At 47.6% G+C, this 20627-nt stretch carries 18 protein-coding genes; 12 read left to right on the top strand and 6 right to left on the bottom strand.

Annotation, left to right across the window (positions count from 1 at the left end; all coding sequences use genetic code 11):
- Positions 1 to 571 precede the first annotated feature (571 nt).
- From ACYVF1_RS11445 to ACYVF1_RS11425, 5 genes are all read left to right on the top strand, one after another.
- Positions 572 to 3682, top strand: coding sequence for a two-component regulator propeller domain-containing protein (locus ACYVF1_RS11445; protein ID WP_461078731.1), 3111 nt, complete (start codon positions 572 to 574; stop codon positions 3680 to 3682).
- Between the two features lie 23 nt (positions 3683 to 3705).
- Positions 3706 to 4443 carry a LytR/AlgR family response regulator transcription factor gene (locus tag ACYVF1_RS11440; protein WP_461078729.1) on the top strand — a complete coding sequence of 246 codons (738 nt, stop codon included), beginning with the start codon at positions 3706 to 3708 and terminating at the stop codon, positions 4441 to 4443.
- Positions 4444 to 4775: 332 nt separating this feature from the next.
- The gene (locus ACYVF1_RS11435) at positions 4776 to 4925 is read left to right on the top strand and encodes a hypothetical protein (protein ID WP_461078727.1); all 150 of its coding nucleotides are present in this window, start codon (positions 4776 to 4778) and stop codon (positions 4923 to 4925) included.
- A gap of 98 nt (positions 4926 to 5023) precedes the next feature.
- Entirely contained in the window at positions 5024 to 5818 is a 795-nt protein-coding gene (locus ACYVF1_RS11430; RefSeq protein WP_461078725.1) for a thymidylate synthase, read from the top strand.
- A gap of 11 nt (positions 5819 to 5829) precedes the next feature.
- On the top strand, positions 5830 to 6396 hold the full coding sequence (locus tag ACYVF1_RS11425) for a pentapeptide repeat-containing protein (protein ID WP_461078723.1): 567 nt from the start codon (positions 5830 to 5832) through the stop codon (positions 6394 to 6396).
- A 53-nt stretch (positions 6397 to 6449) separates the two neighbouring features.
- Here ACYVF1_RS11425 and ACYVF1_RS11420 read toward each other — a convergent pair whose 3' ends face one another.
- The 3 genes from ACYVF1_RS11420 to ACYVF1_RS11410 are packed head-to-tail and all read right to left on the bottom strand — an operon-like array spanning position 6450 to position 8563.
- Entirely contained in the window at positions 6450 to 7646 is a 1197-nt protein-coding gene (locus tag ACYVF1_RS11420) for an FAD-dependent oxidoreductase (RefSeq protein ID WP_461078721.1), read from the bottom strand.
- A 54-nt stretch (positions 7647 to 7700) separates the two neighbouring features.
- Entirely contained in the window at positions 7701 to 8000 is a 300-nt protein-coding gene (locus tag ACYVF1_RS11415) for a 2TM domain-containing protein (RefSeq protein WP_461078719.1), read from the bottom strand.
- Positions 8001 to 8020: 20 nt separating this feature from the next.
- The gene (locus tag ACYVF1_RS11410) at positions 8021 to 8563 is read right to left on the bottom strand and encodes a DUF2306 domain-containing protein (RefSeq protein ID WP_461078717.1); all 543 of its coding nucleotides are present in this window, start codon (positions 8561 to 8563) and stop codon (positions 8021 to 8023) included.
- A 63-nt stretch (positions 8564 to 8626) separates the two neighbouring features.
- Between ACYVF1_RS11410 and ACYVF1_RS11405 the strand changes: the two genes are divergently transcribed.
- From ACYVF1_RS11405 to ACYVF1_RS11385, 5 genes are all read left to right on the top strand, one after another.
- The gene (locus ACYVF1_RS11405; protein WP_461078715.1) at positions 8627 to 10357 is read left to right on the top strand and encodes a helix-hairpin-helix domain-containing protein; all 1731 of its coding nucleotides are present in this window, start codon (positions 8627 to 8629) and stop codon (positions 10355 to 10357) included.
- A 196-nt stretch (positions 10358 to 10553) separates the two neighbouring features.
- The gene (locus ACYVF1_RS11400) at positions 10554 to 12965 is read left to right on the top strand and encodes a TonB-dependent receptor (RefSeq protein ID WP_461078713.1); all 2412 of its coding nucleotides are present in this window, start codon (positions 10554 to 10556) and stop codon (positions 12963 to 12965) included.
- Positions 12965 to 14029: a DUF4249 domain-containing protein gene (locus ACYVF1_RS11395; RefSeq protein ID WP_461078711.1), complete on the top strand. Its 1065-nt coding sequence runs from the start codon at positions 12965 to 12967 to the stop codon at positions 14027 to 14029. Before ACYVF1_RS11400 ends, ACYVF1_RS11395 begins: the two co-directional genes overlap by 1 nt.
- 74 nt (positions 14030 to 14103) lie before the next feature.
- Positions 14104 to 15102, top strand: a complete 999-nt coding sequence (locus tag ACYVF1_RS11390) for a glycosyltransferase family 9 protein (RefSeq protein ID WP_461078709.1) — start codon at positions 14104 to 14106, stop codon at positions 15100 to 15102.
- Between the two features lie 124 nt (positions 15103 to 15226).
- Positions 15227 to 15604: a hypothetical protein gene (locus ACYVF1_RS11385; RefSeq protein ID WP_461078707.1), complete on the top strand. Its 378-nt coding sequence runs from the start codon at positions 15227 to 15229 to the stop codon at positions 15602 to 15604.
- Here the strand turns inward: ACYVF1_RS11385 and ACYVF1_RS11380 are convergent.
- Complete coding sequence (locus tag ACYVF1_RS11380; RefSeq protein WP_461078705.1) at positions 15601 to 16659, bottom strand: glycosyltransferase family 9 protein; 1059 nt, start codon at positions 16657 to 16659, stop codon at positions 15601 to 15603. The two genes, ACYVF1_RS11385 and ACYVF1_RS11380, sit on opposite strands and share 4 nt — an antisense overlap.
- Positions 16660 to 16758: 99 nt before the next feature.
- Positions 16759 to 17361, bottom strand: coding sequence for a DUF4254 domain-containing protein (locus ACYVF1_RS11375; RefSeq protein WP_461078703.1), 603 nt, complete (start codon positions 17359 to 17361; stop codon positions 16759 to 16761).
- A gap of 154 nt (positions 17362 to 17515) precedes the next feature.
- Here ACYVF1_RS11375 and ACYVF1_RS11370 point away from each other — a divergent pair, with 154 nt between their 5' ends.
- Together ACYVF1_RS11370 and ACYVF1_RS11365 are read left to right on the top strand one after the other, a co-directional pair.
- On the top strand, positions 17516 to 18475 hold the full coding sequence (locus tag ACYVF1_RS11370; RefSeq protein ID WP_461078701.1) for a GlxA family transcriptional regulator: 960 nt from the start codon (positions 17516 to 17518) through the stop codon (positions 18473 to 18475).
- Positions 18476 to 18699: 224 nt separating this feature from the next.
- On the top strand, positions 18700 to 19347 hold the full coding sequence (locus tag ACYVF1_RS11365) for a DJ-1/PfpI family protein (protein ID WP_461078699.1): 648 nt from the start codon (positions 18700 to 18702) through the stop codon (positions 19345 to 19347).
- 79 nt (positions 19348 to 19426) lie between these two features.
- On the opposite strand, the gene ACYVF1_RS11360 is transcribed toward ACYVF1_RS11365, so the two are convergent.
- Positions 19427 to 20620: a molybdopterin molybdotransferase MoeA gene (locus ACYVF1_RS11360; RefSeq protein ID WP_461078697.1), complete on the bottom strand. Its 1194-nt coding sequence runs from the start codon at positions 20618 to 20620 to the stop codon at positions 19427 to 19429.
- Positions 20621 to 20627: the final 7 nt, after the last annotated feature.

The raw sequence follows: 20627 nt of genomic DNA, 5'->3' as shown, positions 1-20627 counted from the left end.
GGAAGCTAGTCAGAAGGCAGTTTTTATGATTAAGCCACGGCAATCATAAAAACTGCCTTCTAATTTATTGAGCCCAACTAAGCTCAATAAACATAGTTGCTACGTTCCCAATTCTTCTCTATTCCGGCTGTTTACTCACCCAAACCAGTTCGATACTCATTCTAGGTAGCACAATGTTGCGTTGCAGTATAGTTTAGCCTCATCAATTCGGCAGAATAGGCGGGTATGGAACAAATTGGTACGAATTGATTTGGATGAGATTTACAACGTAGCACTAGGCACTGCGCAAACCTATTGATAAAAAATACAAGAATTGCATAGCAATTCAACTGGCTCTGTAAGAATTAATAGAATAGGTAATACTTAAAGCAGACTTTATTTTGAAGGTCTGCTTTTTCATTTTTAGAGAAATCAGTACGTGCTGCTCCGTTATAGTTTTAAACGTAGTTGTTGATTTAGGAGAAATGATACGTTTATCGAATTGAATCTTGAGTAATTCCACCATAAGAATCACAAAGTCGTTTGCTTTTCCCTCACATAGTTACTTGTTTCGCTTACCAGATGCAGGTTCATGAACTTCCGAAAATACATCCTGTTTAGTGTATACATTGCTACGTGCCTGATTCTTTGGGGCACCTGTTTCGGTCAAGAGCAGGCGGGTATGGAATCGGTTCAGTTCTCTCACCTGTCGGTTGAAAATGGCCTCTCTCAGAATACAGTACTCTGTATCTGGCAGGATAAGCAGGGATTTCTGTGGATTGGTACCCGCGACGGACTTAACAAGTACGACGGCTATTCATTTACCGTTTATAAACCCGATCCGGCTGATCCTACTCATACGTTTTCGCACAATGTCATTACCGACATCTGTGAAGACCGGGCGGGTAGGATGTGGGTGACGACCTTAGGCGGTGGCCTTCAGTTATTTGACCGACGTAGTGGTAAAGCTACGACGTACCGGGTGATCGACTCAGACCGTATCTCGTTACGTAATGTGATGTTCTCGGTCATGGAAGATCACTATGGGATACTCTGGATAGCGTCCCGGAAGGGACTCATAAGCTTTAACACGACATCGCGGAATTTTACCCTTCATAAGCCGTTCAATTCGGCGAATCCCGACGTATTTGCAGTTGAAGAAGACAAACTGGGCCAGCTTTGGGTAGGTACGAAAGCGGGTTTGTTTCTATTTGATCGCGGGTCGGGATCGGCTACGTTAATTCCCTTACCGGCTACGGAGCCAGCTCCGGCAATAGCCTCCATTCTTTCGGACGACAAAGGAACGCTCTGGATCGCGACAGAATCAGGCCATTTGTATCAGATCGAACCAGGTGGGCGGCCTGTTCGGTGTGCCATACGTGAACCCGATCGACAGGAAAATAGAATGCAGATCATGGCTGGAGCGTTGTTGAAAACCCGGTCTGGCGATCTATGGGCGGCTCCTCCTGGTCTGGATCGATTAATCCGGCTGAACCCGAAAACGAATCACTGGAATCAATTTGGTGCTAATTTAACGGAGCAGGGCAGTCTCAGCAGCAACACGATCTTTTCCCTATTTCAGGATCAGGAGGGCTTGATTTGGGTAGGAACCAATAATGGGTTGGATATACTGAATCCGGTGCCGGAGAAATTCCATTCGTTTCAGGTAGTACCCAACATAACTCATGTCCGGCTGCCCCAAAACAGCATACGCGCCTTGTGCCAGGATCGCTCAGGTCTGATCTGGCTGTCTAATGAATCCAGCGGGTTATATTCGTTTCAACCGGCAACCGGAAAATACCAGGCTTATCCGGCCAATCCGAGTGATCCTAACCAGTTGATTAGTAATAACGTCAACGCAATCTGGGAGGATCGTTCAGGGCATTTGTGGGTCGGGGCGGGGGCCTGCCTTCACCAGTTTGAGCCCAAAACGGGGAGGTTTATCCGATACCCATCGTCTATAGCCATTCGAAGCATTCGGGAAGGATTACGAGGTGAATTATGGCTTGCTGGCAATGGTGGATTAGCCAGCTTCGATACGAAGACACATCAGTTCACCTATTATCGTCACGACCCGAGAAATCCAGCCACGCTGGGCGATGAAGGACTCATTCTGGCCGTGCCAACCCGGGATGGTTCAGTATGGACGGCATCCGTCCGCAGGGGAATTAGCCGACTTAACATTGCCACAGGACGTTTTAAACAGTATCAGCCTGATTATCAGTCGCCATCTGGAAAGTTAAACGATAAAGACATCCGCTGTATCTACGAAGATCGAAAGGGGCGCGTCTGGATTGGTACGAATCAGGGTGGACTGAATGTATATCAACCACAAACGGATTCATTTACGGCTTTTACAACCCACCATGGCCTTCCCAGTAATCATGTTACCGGTATTCTTGAGGACGAAGAAGGCAATTTGTGGTTAGCGACGAATCAGGGTGTGTCCCGATTAAATCCCCAGACCCGGCAGTGCCAGAACTACGATAAAAACGATGGGCTTCAGGCGAATGAGTTCTTAGAAGCGTATGCACATGGGCTTACTAATACATTGCTGTTTGGTGGCGCTAACGGTTTTAGTATGTTCGCTCCCCGACGAATTCAGATCAATAAACGTATTCCGCCAGTCTATATCACCAACGTCCAGATTGGCGCGCGTCATGCGCCATTACCGCAAAAAAAAATCGTACTTTCTCACCTTGACAATTACCTCTCTTTCGATTTTCTGGCCCTAAATTTTATCCATCCCGAAAAGAATACCTATGCGTATCAATTAGTCGGTGTCGACAAAAACTGGATTTTTAGCGGAACACGGCGGTTTGTCAGTTACGCGAACCTGCCCCCCGGCGATTATCAGTTTAACGTGAAAGCCGCCAATAACGACGGCATCTGGAATCAAAAGGGAACTTCTCTTGAGATTACGATTCAGCCCCCTTTTTGGAACACAACCTGGTTTATTTTTCTGGTTGTGAGCGTGTTGCTTGGGCTTTTGTATCTCGGATTTCGGTACCGGGTTCGGCAGATTCAGCAGGAAGAATGGAATAAGACGGAGGTCAATAAAAAACTGGCCGAAATGGAGATGCAGGCTCTACGAGCCCAGATGAATCCTCATTTTATCTTCAATAGCCTGAATTCAATTAATCGGTTCATTATGAAAAATGAGTCAGAATCGGCCTCGGTTTATCTATCGAAATTTTCAAAGTTAATCCGGCTCATTCTCAACCGCTCAACGGCTTCGCTGGTAACGCTGGCGAGTGAATTAGATACGCTTTCGCTTTATCTGGAACTAGAATCGCTGCGGTTTTCCGGCCAGTTTACCTATTCAATTCAAGTCGATGAGGCTGTTGAACCCGAATTTACGGAACTCCCGCCAATGCTCATTCAACCGTATGTAGAGAATGCGATCTGGCATGGGCTGATGCAGAAAGAAGGAGGGGGACACATTCTGATCGAGATTCAAAAACAAGGAAAACAACTGAGCTGCGTGATTGAAGATAATGGCGTGGGCCGGGAGAAAGCGGCTGCACTGAAGAGTAAATCCGCAACGCACACTAAATCGAAAGGGATGCAGATAACGGCGGATCGACTGAAGCTGAGCCAAACCCTATACGGTCAGCAACCCACCGTGTCGATTCATGATTTGGTTGATGATCAGGGCGAACCAGCTGGCACGCGTGTAGTGTTGACAATCCCGCTAGTATAACTCAACGTACCACTTTTAAACCTATGATTAAAGCTGTTATCATCGACGATGAAGAGCACTGTCGGGAAACACTGACCCTGCAACTGGAAAAATACTGCCCGGACGTAGCGGTGGTTGCTACGTTACGGTCGGCGACGGAGGGCTTGCGTTATTTGCTGGAAACTCCGCCCGATCTGGTATTTCTTGATGTCGAAATGCCTCAACTGAACGGCTTTGAGTTACTGGAAAAACTGCCCACGATTCCATTCGCGATCATATTCACTACGGGTTACGACATGTATGCTATTAAGGCCATTCGGTTTAGCGCCTTGGATTATCTACTTAAACCCATTGATAAAGAGGATCTTCAGAAAGCAGTAGCCAAGTATCAGCGTCAGTCGGTAACGCAGATGGCGCAGCAAATCGAGATTCTGATGGAAAAACTGGACTCGAAAAAAGGGCGCCAGAAGATCGCTTTGCCAACTACGCATGGGTTTGACGTAATACATACCGACACCATTGTGCGCTGTGAAGCCGATGATAATTACACCCGTGTCTGGTTGAAAAATGGCAAGTCGCTGTTCGTGTCGCGGACGCTGAAAGAAATTGAAGAGCTGTTGGCCGGCGATACGTTCTTACGAGTTCACCAGTCTCATTTGATCAATCTGGATGAATTAATTCGCTACGTCCGGGGCGAAGGGGGCTACGTAATGATGAGCGATAACGTATCGGTGCCTGTCTCGAAAAGCCGAAAAGAGATGCTGCTGAACCGGTTTCGATAATTGTATAATTCACTCAATTTGTACGGCCCGTACTCAGACCTGAGCTGTAATTATTCGCCTGAACGTATTGAATTTTGCGACTGATCAATTAGCGATCGACTGACCGATGAGCGGGGCTGCTCGCTATAGCATAATTCACCAAATTCAATTTTAAACCCCAACCCCCTGAAGTGGGCCTAGCTCATTTCAGGGAGTTGGCGTGATAGCTACCGGAAAGCACTATAAACGCTAGTTGGTTACAGCGTTAAAATTAGTACGTTGGGTTTCGATAATCACATCATAAAATGCTACGTAACGCGTTATGCTTCCGAAACCTTAACAACTTACTACCAATGAAAAAAATCCTGCTTGGGTTGGCGCTGCTAACCACCCTGACTACCGTTTCGTTTGCTGTGGATGTGCGGAAAGAGAAGAAGTCGAAGAAAGCGAAATCGGCGGCCTGTGCAAAAGGCAGGTGTGGCCTAAAAAAAGCGCATGCTTAGCGACTGCGTTCCGTAATCCAAACCCCTTCGCCAGGCTGACGAAGGGGTTTATTTTTGTTAACTGTTGATTTACGACGTAGCACTTCCGATTTTTGTTTATGCAACAGTACCACGACCTCCTTCGCCACATTCTTCAGCACGGCACCCGCAAAACCGACCGCACCGGCACCGGCACCATCAGCGTATTTGGCTATCAGATGCGCTTTAATCTGGAAGATGGCTTCCCGCTGCTGACAACCAAAAAGGTACATACCCGGTCGATTATTCATGAACTGTTATGGTTCATTAAGGGCGATACGAATATTAAGTATCTGAAAGACAATGGTGTAAGTATCTGGGATGAATGGGCAGACGAAAACGGAAACCTGGGGCCGGTTTACGGAAAACAATGGCGAAGCTGGGCTGCTCCAGACGGTCGTGTGATTGACCAACTCAGCGACGTGCTACGTCAACTCAAAAACTCCCCCGATTCACGCCGGATGATGGTTTCTGCCTGGAACCCGTCCGACGTACCAAATATGGCTCTGCCGCCTTGTCACGCCTTGTTTCAGTTCTACGTAGCAGACGGCAAACTTTCCTGCCAGCTTTACCAACGTAGCGCCGACGTATTTCTGGGTGTGCCGTTCAACATTGCCAGCTACGCACTGCTGACGATGATGGTAGCGCAGGAATGCGGATATGCCGCTCACGAATTCATCTGGACGGGTGGCGATACTCACCTGTACGTGAACCACTTAGAGCAGGTTGATATCCAGCTCTCGCGCGAACCGCGTCCGCTACCTACGATGCGCCTGAATCCGAACGTAACGTCCATTTTTGATTTTACGTACGATGATTTCACCCTCGAAAACTACAATCCGTATCCAGCCATCAAAGCGCCGGTAGCGGTGTAGGACGTAGCAGTATGGAGTATTTCGACCAGGTTTTCGAGCGACCTGATGAACTGCCTGATAAGTGGACAAACCATGAGTTTGAACAATGTCGGTTTAAAAAACTGGATTTGTCACGTACATCGTTTGCCAGTTCCAACTTTATCAACTGCCGGTTCGAGGATTGTTCGCTTGTCAACGCTACGTTGAAAAACACGAAGCTGTACGACGTTACATTCGTCAATTGCAAACTAGCGCACGTCGACTTTGGATTGTGTAATGCGTTTGGCTTTCACGCCGATTTTCAGACGTGCCAACTTGATTATACCGTTTTCCTAAATCGCAAATTGAAGAAAGCACAGTTTATTGATTGCTCCTTAAAAGAAGCTTATTTTGTTAAGTGCGAATTAACCGGTAGTACTTTCGCCAATTGCGATCTTGAATTGGCAAAATTTGAAGAAAATGATCTGACTCAGGTTGATTTTTCCAGCTCCTATAATATCGAACTAGATCCGGAAAATAATAAAGTAAAAAAAGCTCGTTTCTCTCTGAATAATTTGCCGGGCTTATTGACGAAATATGGACTTGTTATTACCAAATAAAGTATGATGTAAGAAGTACGATATATGGACCTGCATATATCATACTTCTTACATCATACTTTATTTATTATCTCTTCCCAGTTTGTTTTATATGAATAAACCCAGTCCATTTTTTTTGCTTCAAATTTTACGAAATAGGGCAGTAATAAATCTCTAAAAAATTGCTGAATTTTATTCGGAACCGTTTTCGTATCACCCACTTTTCGCGCTTCTTTTACAATTTTCTGCACCCGCTCCTGACGTAGTGACTGGAACGTAGCAAATGCCGTGGACAAGTCTGGTAAATCCCGAAGACATTTGGCCAGTACAATACCATCTTCGAGCGCTAATGAAGCGCCCTGGCCAATATGAGGGGCCGTTGCATGCGCTGCGTCGCCAAGAAGACACACGCGGCCTTTGTACCATTGTTTCAAAAAAGGGATGTCGTAAACCGGGTAAATTTCGATTTTTTGCGCTGATTTAATGATATCGGCGATGGGTGCGGGATCGTTTTGGTGAAGGGCAAAAAGTTTTGCTTTTAGCTGATCTAGTTCGATTCCTGATAATTCATTACGTTCCGGTTCTTTTTCCTGGGAAATATTATTGAACCACCATACATCGCCCGTATTAGAAATGGCATAAGCAAAAAATGCCCGTTCGCCAAAAGTCATCCGAATCGAACCGTATAAATCGTTTACATTTTTCAGTTTAGAAAAGCCACCGGTCGATAGTAATCCTGTGTATTTCAGCGCTGGTGTATCAGGAAAAATAGCGTTACGTGTTGCGGAATGAATACCATCGCAGCCGATAATGAAATCCGCTGAGATGTGAGTGCCATCATCAAAAAATGCGGTGGCTGTTTTATCTGTTTGTGTAATGTATGTCAACTTTTTTCCAAGCTCGATTCTGATACCATTATCGATAGCTACCTGACGTATTGCTTTATTGAGCAAACCACGTTTTAACTGAACCGTTTGAGCCCCGTAACGTTCCGGTTGATCCGCATTGTCGATTTCGCCAATGCTTTTATTTTTTGCATTGTAAAACGTCATTTTTCCCGGCGTAAACTCTGTCAAAATGGAATCCAAAGGCATAAATTCCTTCAATACGTTCAGGCCATTTGGCGTAACGCCCAGAAACGCACCGGCTTCATCGCGGTAGGTCGAATTGGCCTCGTAAATAATCGACTCAATACCAATTTGTTTCAGGAATAAAGCCAGCACCGGGCCGGAAATGCCACAGCCAATAATAAGGGCTTTCTGATGTGTCATGATACGTACTGACGTATTGTGATGGTGAGATTGGACGTAGTGCCTGCCAGTTAATTAGCGACTAATGAGTTTTTGATACTCTTCTTCAATCAGGCTACGTTCGCTAACTCGTTGATAGACATGAAAGTAGTGGGAAGCCAAACCAATGCCCCAGCCAATAAGTGGAAATATAGGCCAGGGAAAAATGTTACCTGAATGGTCTGCGCGAAAGGCAAAATTGGTAGCCGTCCAGATGAGCCAGAGACCAGCATTGACAAGTAGGTAAGTACGCAGATGCATTTTGAAGCCTACCCGTGCTTTAGCTTGTTTCCAGATATAAGGATCTCGGTTGGGGGTTGTTTGTGAGGTTTCCATCTTGGTGAAAGTTGTTTAGTTTAGATTATTGGTTTCGGTTTAGGAATATACTTGTCGAAGAACTTAGTCTTGTTCCGGTTTATGAGATAGGTTCCCATAAAAGCCGTTAGGCTGGTGGCCGCGACAACGACCGGCCAGAACTGCTGCATCGGGAAAAGCCGTACGAGTGTTTCGGCCCAGAATGCGGCATATAGCCCCACTACCGACCAGTTCATGAAATAATAGTGGTAGTAGAACCAGCCCGGTACGTAGCGTCGGAAAATGATGGGCAGCATACCGCCGATAATGGACAGTCCGCTGAACAGAGCTGCCACGTGAAACGGGCCAAATTTGCCAAACAGATTATAAAGCATAAACGCCGTTACGTTCACCAGAATCATAGCCACTACGTAGCCATAGCCTACCTGTTTGTGCGTTTTACTGCCTTTAGGTAGTAGTAAAACGCAGGTTCCCAGCACTAAAGCCGCCAAGGCAGCATAGAGGTGAAGGGCACCAGCGGGCGAGTGAATCAGGTCGGTTAACATCGGTTTGAGCGGGTTTGTGAAGTAAAGATAGAGTGGCACATTCCGCAGGCATCGGGCTATCCGACCAATTCCCTAACTTGCGGAGTAAATGACCATTTTTTTATGACCAACGCCGAAATTGTTGACCTGCTCGAATTGACGGGCCGTTTGATGGAACTCCACGACCGCGACGCTTTTAAAACCCGTTCGTTTCAGACAGCTGCCTTTAATCTGGATAAATCAACGGCTGATTTAGCCAATCTACCCGTCGAAGAACTGATCAAATTACAGGGCGTTGGAAAATCCGTAGCGCAGAAAATCCGCGAAATTGCCGACACCGGTCGCCTGACCGATCTCGATGAACTGTTGGCGCAAACGCCTGAGGGTGTGTTGGATATGTTCCGAATTAAAGGATTGGGTGTTAAGAAAGTACGTACGCTCTGGCACGAGTTGGGTATCGATAACCTGCAGGATCTGCAACGAGCGGGCGAAAACGGCGAGATTGCCAAAATCAAAGGATTCGGTGCAAGTACGCAGGAAAAAATTCTGGCTGCGCTGGAGTTTTTGCACGAACAACAGGGCAAAGTACGCATGGATAAAGCGGCCATGATTGCCAATCTGTTGCACGAAGAGCTGGCTAAACTATTCGATCGCGTTGAGATCAGTGGGCAGGTGCGCCGGAAAGCGCAGGAGGTTGACACGGTACAACTGCTCGTACAAACAAACGACCCGCTTTCGGCCATGCTCAGTCTGAACAACTTGCCGACATTGACGCAAAACGAAGCTGAGTCGTCGCCCTTTGCCTGGCGGGGTCAGTTTATGAAATTCGATGTTCAGGTAGAGCTATTATTTTATCCGGCTGAGCAAATGAACCGACAGCTATTTATCCAAACGGCGTCCGAACCGCATTTGCAGCAGGTCGGCAATGGTGGAGCGTCGTTGTTGGAGGTTGCTTATACGAGTGTGGTTTCGGAAGTAACGGAGGCCGCCACCGAGGACGTAGAAAAGGCCATTTACTCACGGGCTGGTTTGCCATACATCGTACCGGAAATGCGTGAAGATGATTTTGCATTTCGCTGGGCCAGCCGCCACCAAACCGATGAACTGGTAACCTGGGACGATTTGCGCGGTACGTTGCATAACCATAGTACGTGGTCGGATGGAAAACAATCGGTTGCCGATATGGCGGCTTACTGTCGGGAGCTTGGCCTTACGTATTTCGGTATCGCCGATCACTCAAAAACCGCTACGTATGCCAATGGTCTCGACGTAGAACGGGTTCAGCAACAGCAGGTTGAAATCGATAAACTGAACGAAGGATTTGGCGATACGTTCCGTATTTTTAAAGGCATCGAATCCGATATTCTGGGCGATGGTTCGCTGGATTATGACGACGCTACGTTAGCTACGTTCGACTACGTAGTGGCATCCGTTCACCAGACGCTGACCATGTCGCTCGAAAAAGCGACGACGCGGTTGCTACGTGCCATCGAGAATCCGTATACGACCATTCTAGGGCACCCGACGGGCAGATTGTTGCTGGCGCGCGAAGGTTATCCCATCGACCACCGCGCCATTATCGACGCCTGCGCCGAACACAACGTAGTGATCGAAATCAACGCCAGCCCCTACCGGCTCGACATCGACTGGCGGTGGATTGATTACGCCATGCAGCAGGGCGTTAAACTCAGTATCAACCCCGACGCCCACGACCTGGAGGGCCTGCTCGATATGCATTATGGTGTTGCCATTGGGCGTAAAGGTGGACTGACCAAAGGGATGACATTCAATGCGTTGACGCTGGAAGAAATGACAACGTATCTGCAACAGCGCCGGGAACAGATATCTAAGTAAGGCAAATGGGCATTAATTCATCATTAATGACTCATTTGATAGGGTAAATATACTAAAGTAAATCTTTTAAGATTAGGACCTTAACTCGAAGTCTAAGCGAAGCAGTTTGCTGAAGTGCAGTGTGGCTTTGCTTTAAAACTAACCGACATCATTTACTTAACATGACAATTTTCAACGGCTTTCTAAACCCGTTTCTATGCGCTTATTGTGTGTACTAATTTTGTCGATCTGCTTACTCAACGAAGGGAAAACTCAGTCAGTAGTCAAGCCGAAAACGTCGGTTAATACGTTCTCGGCGACGGGTTATGTGCGAGATGCTAAAACGGGTAAACCGATTCAGGGCGTGAATATCGTTGTGCTGAACGTATCGAAAGGATACGTAACGGCGAAAGATGGTTTTTACGTCATTCAACTTCAGCCCGGCGATTATATTTTACGGTTTACTCACGTCGGTTACCGACCCCGTCAGGATACGATATCCCTACAAAAAACGCTTTTTCGGGAAATCGTGATGGAAGACGACTCCAAAGATTTGGAAGAGGTTGTCGTCACCAGCGAAGCTCCCGATCGTAATGTAAAGAAAGTTGAAATCGGAGTGTCGCAGCTGACGATACGTAGCATCCGACGCATTCCACCCCTGATGGGTGAAATCGACATTGTGCGTAGTTTGCTGTTATTGCCTGGTGTCACAACAGTAGGTGAGGGGGCACCGGGATTCAACGTGCGGGGGGGGAGTGCCGATCAGAACCTGATTCTGTTTGACGATGCGCCGGTCTTTAATTCGAGTCACCTGATGGGTTTTTTCTCGGTATTCAATCCCGACGTAGTGCGCGACGTAACACTGAACCGAGGGGGCGTTTCGCCTGCATTTGGTGGCCGGGCTTCGTCGGTGCTGGACGTGAAAATCAAGGAACCCGATATGCAGAAATGGGGTGTCAACGGTGGTATCGGCATCATTTCGAGTCGGTTGGGCGTTGAGGGACCAATTGTCAAAAATAAGTTGTCGTTTCTGGCGGCTGCCCGTGTTTCGTTCAATGATTTTCTGTTTAAGCTGGCACCACCTAACCTGAAGGATACAAAGGCAAACTTCTACGACCTAACAACCAAACTGAAGTATCAGCTGAACGAAAAGCATACCATCACGTTCACAGGTTATCGTAGTACCGACGTTTTTAAACTGGCATCCGACTCCCTTTCCGGGCAGGAAATCAATGCCTCATCGACGCAATTCAATTACCAGACCACAACTGCGTCGCTACGTTGGAACTACTTCATGAGCAAACAATTAAATCTGGCAACGGCGGCTATCTTAAGCCAATATGAGGCTGATCTGTCGTCGTCCGATTCAGCGAACGCGTTCAATTTGAAATCAGGAGTCTGGCATCGCCAACTTAAGACGGATCTGACATTTACGCCCAGCGAAACCCATCAGTGGCAGGCAGGTCTGAGTTTTATTGATTACTACGTTCAGCCCAACACCCGAATTCCCGGCCCGATGTCAAACGTACTGCCGATCGATCTGGCGCGGGAGCGTGCTTACGAACTCGCTGCTTATGTGCAGGACGAATGGAAAGTAAATGCGAACGTAGCGGTAATCGCCGGATTACGTTACTCCGCGCTTTTGAATCGTGGGCCAGCTACGGTACGTTCCTATACCGAAAATTCGCCCCGGCAGGACGAAACGGTGGTATCGACAAAAAACTACGAAGCAGGCAAGATTTATAACACAATGGGTGGACTGGAGCCTCGATTGGCGATACGTTGGTCGCTGGCAGAGGGGCAGTCGGTAAAGGCGGGTTACAGTCGATTACGGCAATACATTCAGCAGGTTACGAATACCACTGCGGCCTTACCGACTTCGCGCTGGCATCTGAGTGATACGTATACGAAACCCGTTATTGCCGATCAATGGTCGCTGGGTTATTTCCGGAATACCGCTGATAATGATATTGAAGCATCGGGGGAAATATATTACAAAACCCTCACCAATGCCATCGATTATCGGGATGGTGCCGAATTGCAGCTGGCCCAGGCCGTTGAAACGCAGATTGTGCAGGGCAGGGGGCAGGCCTACGGATTTGAGGGATTATTCCGTAAAAATAAAGGTCGGTGGACGGGATTCGTGAGTTACACCTACGCCCGAACACTTCTGACCATGACGAGTCCTTATGCCGATGAGCGCGTTAATAACGGAAATCCCTATCCGGCCAATTATGATAAACCACACACGCTGAACATCCTGGCGACCCATCGACCGACTTCCTGGTTCAGTATGTCATTGAATTTTACATATAGCACCGGCCGGCCAACAACACAACCATCGGCAATTGCACGGATTGGTGGGATACGTGTCCCGATTTACCTTGACCGGAATCAGCAGCGGGTGCCCGATTATCACCGACTCGATTTTTCGATGACGTTCGAGCAAAATCCGCTTAAGAAAAAACGAAATCAGAGCAGTTGGGTTTTCTCCGTTTACAACGTCTACGCTCACAAAAATGCCTACTCCATTTTTTATAAACTGAGTCCGGCGTCATTTTCTGATGCATACAAGCTATCAATTTTTGGAACGGCTTTTCCGTCGCTGACCTATAATTTTAAATTCTGATGAAACGTCGCGCACTGGCCTATACACCACTTGTTTTGTTTATTTTTCTGATGGTTGCCTGCGTAACTGAGTTTCAGCCGGATAGCATCAGTATACCTTCGTCGCTGATTGTAGAAGGGCAAATTACCGATCAGCCTGGCCCTTATACCGTTAAGCTTACCCGGACGGCGGATTACTCCTACAAAAGTTTGAACCTACTCGAAACAGGCGCTACGGTGACGATTGAAGATAACCTAGGCAATCGCGAAACGTTAAAGGAAATGACGGCTGGAGGGGGCGTCTATCAGACCAGTGCTACGGGCATTCGGGGCGTGGTGGGTCGCAGCTACAAGTTGATTATTCAGACAAAAGCTGGCAAAAAATATGAATCAGAACCGGAAGTATTGCCCCCTGGCGTTCCCATTCAGAAAGTGTATTATGAATATACCAAAGAGTCAGGGGCTTTATCTACGGCAAAAAGTCAGGGATGGAATGTGTACATAGATGCTAAAGACCCTGAAACGACGGGAAATTATTACCGATGGGACTGGGCAAACTATGAATTTACGAGCGTTTGCTTTATAAAGGACGCGCTCGACGGCACACTGACTGGCTTAGGGTGCTGCTCAAACTGCTGGAATATAAACCGCTGTTACTCGTGCATCAATGTCAGCTCCGATGCCAATGTCAATGGAAATGCCATTAGCCGACAGTTTATTATGCGGGTACCTTATAAATCAAAGAGTCGCTATTACCTTGAAGTACAGCAACAGTCCATCAGTAAAGGCGCTTACGATTTTTGGAAAAGTGTAAAAGGGCTAGTCAACAACACGGGCGGACTGTTCGACACAGCGCCATCAACGGTACGTGGTAACCTACACTGTACGAATGATCCTGGAACTGTTGTTTATGGTTATTTTGGGGCAGCGGGCCTTTCTGAACAATATATTTATGTTGACCGAAGTGCGGGAGAAGGTATACCAGACTTAGATCCGGTTGTAACTATACCAGACCGATCGCCCTGTTTTGTTTGTGAGAATAGTCTTTACCGAACACCTATCCAACCTCGTTGGTGGCAGTTTTGACGGCGAATTATTGGCTGGAAACTGCTTTTTGTGATTGAGAATAAATAAAATAAATTTGTGTAAATGTGAACAACATGACGCGCCCCGTTAAAATAGCCCTGTTACAATTCGCGTCTATTGGCGACGTAGTGCTAACAACACCCGTCATTCGTTGTTTAAAACGGCAACTCCCTGCTGCTGAGATTCATTTCTGCACATCACGCGATTTTCAGCCAATTATCGATTACAATCCCAATGTAACGAGACGACATTACCTCGATGGCAGTGTATTGACGTTCATTCGACAGCTCCGGGCTGAACAGTTTGATTACGTTGTCGATTTACAAAATTCCTTTGTTACCGGATTTATAAGAATTGCGTTGGGATGTAAATCCTTTACTGTCGAAAATCAGAGACTACGCCAATGGCTCTACGTTCGGTGTAAAGTGAATGCCATGCCTGATCAACACGTAGTAGATCGGTATTTTACGGCCGTACACCCACTGGGCGTTGAAAATGACGGCATGGGTCTGGATTACTTCGTTCCGTATAAAGACGAGGTTGAAACGGACTGGCTACCCGAAACGCATCGGCAGGATTTTGTTGCTTATGCCATTGGTGGGCAGAGTTTTACGCGCCGGATGCCCGTCATGCGAATGATTGAACTTTGCCTGAAAATCAATTACCCGATTGTGTTAGTGGGCGATAAAAACGACCGACAGGCGGGCGATGAAATCGTACGGGCTATTGGAGAGCGATACGTCTACAATGCTTGTGGGCATTATAATCTGAATCAATCGGCATCAATACTGCAACAGGCACGCGTTGTGTTTAGCCACGATACTGGATTAATGCACATTGCGGCTGCTTTCGGGAAAAAAGTGTATTCGATTTGGGGAAGCTCTTCCCCGCAACTTGGTTTCTACCCTTATAAAACCCCACACGTTCGGCTCGAAACTCCGGGCCTGGGTTGCCGTCCCTGTTCGGCTACTGGTTTCGGAAATTGTCCCATGAAACACTTCAAATGCATGAACAACCTCCCGTTCGATTTTGACGTGAAAGAATTGCGGACAAAAAAGAAAAATTTTGATTGAGATTCAGCTAGTTGGTTTAAAAGAGCAAAATTTCCACCGAAAAGTAGTGACGAAAGCCGAGTTTCATCGTAAAAAGGGATGAGTTACAGGCGCGCTCAACGCTTGGAAATAAGCTATTTGACGTATGTATCTGGAACAACGCGTACAACAGTTAGAAGCCCTGACGGTAGATCAGGGCAAACAGGCGGAATCAATTGCAAAAGCGGTAGCAAAACTTACCGTCGATACGCAACAGGGATTTCTTGAGGTCAAGCAGGAGCAAGCGGCAATGCGCCGGGAACTTATCCGACTCGCCGACGCTTCCGATGCAACTAATGAACGCTTACATCAACTTAATCGCAAAGTTGATATCGGTTTTGAGCGGCTCGAAGAAAGTCAGAATCAAATGCGCGATGAGATGAATGGAATGAAACAGGCAATGACTGGAATGAAGCAGGATATTGCTGGCCTAAAAGTAGGGCAGGAGTTAATTCTACAAATTTTGCGAGAGAAACTTACTTAATCACGGGCTATCATCTGCTGCACGCGCTCTGCTACGTTCTGCACGGAAATATCATATAAGCAGGCTAAATCGCCCCGCCAACAAGGTTTATTGCCAAAAACAGAACATGGGCGGCAGGTCAATACGTCGGCCGGAATCTGGAGAATAGCTTCTTCGCCCTGTCCCCATGGCCCGAAACCAGCGTCAGGGTGCGTGGCTCCCCAGATTGAGAGAACAGGTACGCCACTCAGTGCGGCCAGGTGCATATTCCCCGAATCCATGCAAACCATACCCTTAAGTCGACGTAGCAGCGCCAGTTCAGCTGATAGAGAAAGTTGACCGGCTACTAAGACAACTTGTGGGAATTTCTGCTTCAGCGTTTCCAACTGAGCGACTTCGGAAGCTCCACCACCGAACAGAAAAATAGCAAGTGGCTGGTGAAGTAGCAGTGCCTCGACAAGTGGCTCAAATCGTTCAAAAGGCCACATTTTCTGGCGATGCTGAGCAAACGGCGCTATTCCTAACCACGGTACGTTGTCTGGAATCAGCTGTTTACCAAGAAAATGTTGAAGTTCGTCTTCTGCGGAGACATAAGTCGGAAACTGAAAGGGGCGAGCAGGTTGTAGGGAAAATCCGGCTTCCTCGAAGGTTTGGACGTAACGTTCTACACTGTGGGGTAATGGGAGACGTATCTTGTTTTCTTTGCGTGTCAGCGCTTTTTTCTCGGCACGCCCTTTCTCAATCGTCACCGACGTAACGCCGACCAGCCGAAACAGGCTTTTTAGTACGGTGGTACGTAGGTTTTGATGAACATCAACAATTAGCGCATACGGACTCTTCTGTTGTAATTCCCGAAATAGGCGAACCAGTCCTGCAAACCCCTTGTGGCGACCTGTAAAATCGGCACTTACGACGGTAACGTTGGAAAACCCTTCGAAAAAAACACGAAAACGGCCCCTCGTAACCAACGTTATAGGTATATCCGGGTAACGCTGCGTGAAAGCCTGCACAACAGGCGCCAGCAACGCTACGTCGCCCATAGCCGAAAACCGAAGGAGGAGCAGGCTTTTTTTCAAAAGAAAAATTAATAAGGGATGAACGTAGAGGGATGAATGATGGGTTTGCTAACGCAATCAACAAATATATGCGTCAATAAACGCATCGTTCATCTCTTATCATTTATCGTTGTAAAGTACCGGATTCAGCGTTGGGTCGTTATACATTTTCATCTGCCGGTAAACTTTAACGTAACGATTACCCTGTTGAATGTCCTCTTGGAGTTCATCGAAGCAGCGGGCCAGATCACTTTCCTGTTCGAGCAATACGTCGAGTTTTAGACTGGCTTTCTGACGGTGTTCGTCTGAAACCGATGGGCGTTCAACCTGTTCCCGAAAGTGGTATAGTTTAAGCTGAAGAATCGACATCCTGTCTAGAAGCCAGGCGGGTGTTTCCGAATTCATCCGGGCTTCGGGCTTAACTGCAATCCCGGCATATAAATCGACAAACCAACTGTCTATCAACTCCACAGTATCCGTTCTGTCCTGATTCGACTGATCAATCCGACGTTTAATCGCTACCAGCTCATCCGGGCTGATCGTTGGGCTGCGAATGATGTCTTCGAGGTGCCACTGAACCGTATCAATCCAGTTTTTCTGATACAGCAAAAAGGAGATACCGTTGTCTGAATACGGATTTTTAATGGGTGTATCGACGTGATCGGTCAGGTGATAATCCTGAATGCTCTGACGGAAAATGTCGTTGGCAAACGTAGCGTTCATAAGCAGTGAATGGACAGCAAAGATACGGATTTTCGGCGGGAATTCAGGAAAAGAGCATGTTCAGGCTAGTTGTGAATGTGGCCTGAAATGTCCGGTAGAAGTCTCATGTGTGCTTAATTTGCTGCCTAATTTTACAAACCGAATTTGCTGACCAATGACGCGTATTGCACAGGTAATTTTTGTTGTTCCGCCATATGTACACGTTCTGGATCTGACGGGCCCAATCCAGGTTTTTTACGAAGCTGTTGAATATGGTGCCCCTTATCAGCTGACATACTGCTCGTTCAAGAGCCCTGTTACCAGTTCGGCCGGATTAGGTTTTACTACTGTTACACAATACGATAATCTGCAAACACATCCTGGCGACTATATTTTTCTGCCGGGTATGGATATGGCCTATATTCGGTCGGCTGAGTTTAAAAACGAAACCAGTTTCTTTGACTGGCTCCGTCATCAGCATGCGAAAGGGGTAACTCTGTGTTCGATTTGTACCGGAGCCTTCACGCTGGCTCAGGCTGGTTTGCTTGATGGCCGAAAATGCACAACCCATTGGAAACGGGTTGAAGAACTACAGAACACGTACCCTCACATGATGGCCCAATATGACCGTTTGTTTGTAAAAGATGGTACTATCTATACAAGCGCAGGAATCACCGCCGGTATCGACTTGAGTTTAGCCATTATTGAAGAGAATCATGGAGCCTTGTTTGCCACAAAAATAGCCCGCGAATTAGTGGTTTATTTTCGGCGGGGCGCTGAACATTCCCAGCAAAGCGTTTACCTCGATTACCGAAATCACATGAATGTGGCCATTCATCAGATGCAGGACTGGCTGATTGCCAATCTGGAAGCCAAAGCAACGCTGGACGAATTGGCTGAAATTGCCAACATGAGTACCCGTAATCTGACGCGCACATTTCGGAAAGAAACAGGTACGACGATTCATAATTATACAACCCAGCTACGTCTGGAACTGGCACGAACCCTGCAACATAATCCGGGCATGACAATGGAAGCCATAGCCGCCAAATGCGGTTTTCAGGATGCTCGTCAACTGCGCCGAATCTGGCAAAAATCAAGCTCCCGGACAGTCACTAAACGATCACCTTACTAATTCCGCTTATGAATATTGGTATGACCTTCACCCGCTTTTTTTTGTGGATTGGCCTGCTGACCATCTCTCCTGTTAGAGCTGAGGCCCAGAAAGTCGCTCGAAAAGAAGACTTAATGGCTTATTTCTGTGAGCCTTGTGGCAATGAGTGCGATTTCGAACGCCACGACGGACCCGGTATTTGCAGGCATTGTGGTATGAAATTAATCCAACGTCGTATTTCACTTATGGACTCCTTACAAAAGGCACAAAAAACGGGCAAACGCAACGTAGCGATTTTTATTCACGATGGCGTTGAAGTACTGGATTTCTCGGGCCCAAGCGAAGTGTTTGCGTCTACGCAGGGCTTCAACGTGTACACCGTTTCACTGACTAAAGAGCCTATTACCAGTCAGGGATTCATCAAAATTATTCCGAACTACAGCCTTGCCGACTGCCCGAAACCGGATATCGTAGTGTTGCCGGGAGGGCAAACCGCTCCTTTTATAAAAAACGAAACGCTCATAAACTGGATCAAAGCAAGTGCGCAACAAGCTGAAATTATGCTCTCTGTCTGCACGGGGGCCGGCTTGTTAGCCAAAGCGGGTTTGTTGGATGGCAAGCAGGCTACTACGTTCCATAGCTATATCGATCCATTACAAAAAGCAACGCCGAACGCTAAAATTTTACGGAATACGCGCTTTGTCGACAATGGCCAGATCATTACAACGGCCGGAGTTTCGGCGGGTATCGATGGTGCCTTGCACGTAGTAGCGAAACTCAAAGGACTCGTCGTAGCCACGCAAACGGCTCGTTATATGGAATACGACAAATGGAAACCCGACGAAGGTTTAATTGTTGATCAACCAGCCAAAACGGCAGCCAAACGCGAATAAGTCAGTCCGTTTGGTACGTAACCTATCGCTACATAGCAAACGGAGTATTAAGTAAAGCTGCATGGTCTTTGGTTGTAATCTACAACGTTTCCCATACCTGAAAAGCTTCACCTGCCCCAAATTCCGACCGTTCGGCGGGAAGTTCCATAAACCCGTCAGCTGCCAGAAGATTAGCAAAGTCGGCTGAACCAGAGCCGGGAAGTGGATGAGCGAGGGTTTGTCCGATTGGCTCCGAGGTTAAACGTACCGGCAGAAAATACGTAATCGGCGGTCGGAACGTAACGGACTCAGCCAGTTGGGCGTACCGTATTGGCGCGGGAGCCATTCCCAGCGATGCCCGCAGATACGGCAGTACGTAACGATAGGCGCACAGGATGGTTGATACGGGATTGCCGGGGAGCGCAAACACCGCTTTCTCGGGTGCCGTTCCGAACCAGAGTGGTTTGCCCGGACGTTGTTCAATTTTATGGAAACGCTTCTGCACACCAAGGTTTGACAATACGTCGGGGACAAAGTCCGCCTTCCCGGCCGAAACGCCACCACTTAAAATAAGCATGTCGTGTTCAGCAAGTAACGTAGCCAATCGTTCGGTCAAAACAGCTTCGTCGTCAATAATATGGTGCAGGGATGCATCAATACCCAGCGATGCCAGAGCTGCCCGGAGCATATACGTATTGGAACGGCGAATCTGGTAAGGAAGCGGTGAATCACCAATGTCCACCAGTTCATCGCCGGTAGAAATCAGGGCGATTCGTGGTAAGGCACTCACCGTTACGTTCACCTGCCCGACCGAAGCCGCCACCGCCAGTTCAGAAGGTCCCAGCAACGTACCGACAGGTAGTAATTCGGCACCTGCCCGGCGGTCGGTAGCCTGAGGATGAACGTGTTGCCCCGGTTCAACATCGTCAATCGTAACTTGAGCCATTCCGTCGGCGATACGTATATCTTCATACCGAACCACCGTATCAACGCCTACCGGAAGTATAGCCCCCGTCATTACTTCAAGGCAGGTCTTAGGCTCATTAAGTGTCTGTTGAGGCTGACCGGCCCGCTGCATACCAACGATCCGAAATTGGCGTTCTCCAGCCTCGTAGTCGGCAAAGCGAATGGCGATACCATCCATTGCTACCCTGTCGAAGGGCGGAAAATCGCGGTCGGCGGAAACGGACTCACGTAACACACGACCCTGTGCATCAATAAGCGAAATGGTCTTGTCCGGTAGCGAAAGCAAATATTGCTGCGTAATGGCGAAGGCGTCGGCAACGGAAAGCATGGTAACA

The organism is Spirosoma flavus (assembly GCF_054778555.1).
This window is presented reverse-complemented; position numbering and strand designations above follow the sequence as displayed.

Coding starts and splice junctions, on each gene's coding strand:
- ACYVF1_RS11365 (WP_461078699.1), top strand. CDS start 18,700: ATGGACTCCTTACAAAAGGCACAAAAAACGGGCAAACGCAACGTAGCG.
- ACYVF1_RS11435 (WP_461078727.1), top strand. CDS start 4,776: ATGAAAAAAATCCTGCTTGGGTTGGCGCTGCTAACCACCCTGACTACC.
- ACYVF1_RS11440 (WP_461078729.1), top strand. CDS start 3,706: ATGATTAAAGCTGTTATCATCGACGATGAAGAGCACTGTCGGGAAACA.
- ACYVF1_RS11390 (WP_461078709.1), top strand. CDS start 14,104: ATGACGCGCCCCGTTAAAATAGCCCTGTTACAATTCGCGTCTATTGGC.
- ACYVF1_RS11400 (WP_461078713.1), top strand. CDS start 10,554: ATGCGCTTATTGTGTGTACTAATTTTGTCGATCTGCTTACTCAACGAA.
- ACYVF1_RS11415 (WP_461078719.1), bottom strand. CDS start 8,000: ATGGAAACCTCACAAACAACCCCCAACCGAGATCCTTATATCTGGAAA.
- ACYVF1_RS11420 (WP_461078721.1), bottom strand. CDS start 7,646: ATGACACATCAGAAAGCCCTTATTATTGGCTGTGGCATTTCCGGCCCG.
- ACYVF1_RS11375 (WP_461078703.1), bottom strand. CDS start 17,361: ATGAACGCTACGTTTGCCAACGACATTTTCCGTCAGAGCATTCAGGAT.
- ACYVF1_RS11360 (WP_461078697.1), bottom strand. CDS start 20,620: ATGCTTTCCGTTGCCGACGCCTTCGCCATTACGCAGCAATATTTGCTT.
- ACYVF1_RS11430 (WP_461078725.1), top strand. CDS start 5,024: ATGCAACAGTACCACGACCTCCTTCGCCACATTCTTCAGCACGGCACC.
- ACYVF1_RS11445 (WP_461078731.1), top strand. CDS start 572: ATGAACTTCCGAAAATACATCCTGTTTAGTGTATACATTGCTACGTGC.
- ACYVF1_RS11370 (WP_461078701.1), top strand. CDS start 17,516: ATGACGCGTATTGCACAGGTAATTTTTGTTGTTCCGCCATATGTACAC.
- ACYVF1_RS11425 (WP_461078723.1), top strand. CDS start 5,830: ATGGAGTATTTCGACCAGGTTTTCGAGCGACCTGATGAACTGCCTGAT.
- ACYVF1_RS11395 (WP_461078711.1), top strand. CDS start 12,965: ATGAAACGTCGCGCACTGGCCTATACACCACTTGTTTTGTTTATTTTT.
- ACYVF1_RS11405 (WP_461078715.1), top strand. CDS start 8,627: ATGACCAACGCCGAAATTGTTGACCTGCTCGAATTGACGGGCCGTTTG.
- ACYVF1_RS11385 (WP_461078707.1), top strand. CDS start 15,227: ATGTATCTGGAACAACGCGTACAACAGTTAGAAGCCCTGACGGTAGAT.